Source organism: Allobosea eneae, from assembly GCF_042657265.1.
Classification (GTDB): domain Bacteria; phylum Pseudomonadota; class Alphaproteobacteria; order Rhizobiales; family Beijerinckiaceae; genus Allobosea; species Allobosea eneae.
Genome location: NZ_JBHSLW010000071.1, coordinates 1 through 1,271, shown reverse-complemented (window position 1 = coordinate 1,271; position 1,271 = coordinate 1). Strand labels below are relative to the sequence as shown.

At 65.0% G+C, this 1,271-nt stretch carries 1 pseudogene and 1 other annotated feature; the pseudogene reads right to left on the bottom strand.

The features are described from left to right. Positions 1-94 precede the first annotated feature (94 nt). Positions 95-1,110 (bottom strand): annotated as a pseudogene (locus ACFPOB_RS27455) (IS3 family transposase); the annotation flags it as partial. Next, positions 713-829, bottom strand: a sequence feature (AL1L pseudoknot). Its footprint overlaps the pseudogene before it by 117 nt. Positions 1,111-1,271: the final 161 nt, after the last annotated feature.

Sequence of the window (1,271 nt, the reverse complement as noted above, 5' to 3'; positions counted from 1 at the left end):
GGGGCGGGATCGCTCCAGCGACAGGCCGGATAGATTTACGCACCCAATGCCGGGTCGACGTCAGAAATCATCTTGCTGCGGGAGGCGTCCATAGATTGTCGTAGCTGTCGCCCACGCTACCGACGGAGGGCTCGATACCGGCCTCGGCGAGGCGCTCGGTGTATCGAATGCTGACGTATTGCGAACCCCTGTCGGAATGATGCACGAGGCCGCCGCGATGGACCGGCCGTCGCTCGTGCAGGGCCTGCTCCAGCGCGTCGAGCACGAAGCTCGCATGGGCCGTCCGCGACACCCTCCAACCAACGATCCGCCGAGCATAGGCGTCGATGACGAAGGCGACATAGACGAAGCCCGACCAGGTCGAGACGTAGGTAAAGTCCGAGAGCCAGAGCCGGTTGGGGGCCGGCGCATGGAACACCCGGTTGACATGGTCCAGCGGGCATGGCGCAGCCTTGTCCCGGACGGTCGTGCGGATCGGCTTGCCGCGAATGACACCTTGCAGGCCGAGGTCGGCCATCAGGCGTTCGACCGTGCAGCGGGCGACGTCGAACCCCTCGCGCAACATCTGTCGCCAGACCTTGCGGGCGCCATAGACTTCGAAGTTCGCGCCGAACACGCGCTCGATCTGCGGCTTCAGCTCCAGGTCCCGCTTCGCCCGAGCCGACTGCTTCCCCGGATCGATCCGCTTGGCGACATGCTCATGGTAGGTTGACGGGGCGATCGGCAGCACCTTGCAGATCGGCTCGACCCCATAGGCCCCGCGGTGATCGTCGATGAAGCCGATCATGACCGGTGTCGGCGGTCGAGCTCCGCCTGGGCAAAATACGCCGACGCCTTGCGCAGAATCTCGTTCGCCTGCCGCAGCTGTCGGTTCTCGCGTTCGAGAGCCTTGAGCTTAGCCGCCACCTCCGTCGTCAGCCCAGGCTTGCGGCCGCTGTCGACCTCGGCCTTCTTGATCCACTCGTTCAGCGTCTGTGCCGTGCAGCCGATCTTGCCGGCGATCGACGTGATCGCCGCCCAGCGCGACGGATGCTCGGCTTCGTGGTCCAGCACCATCCGCACCGCGCGGGCACGCACCTCAGGCGAGAACTTGTTCGTCGTCTTGCTCATCATAAGCCCCATCCTCTCAGGAATTGGGGCCTCCGACAAACCCGGGGCGGTTCACCCTCTTTAGCAGGCTGTTGAAGAAGTCAGACGCGTTCGCAGACGAAGCCTGACTCGTCGCCGTTGTGGATGTGGAAGTGCCCGACGAGGCGGCCGGCGGTGCCGAT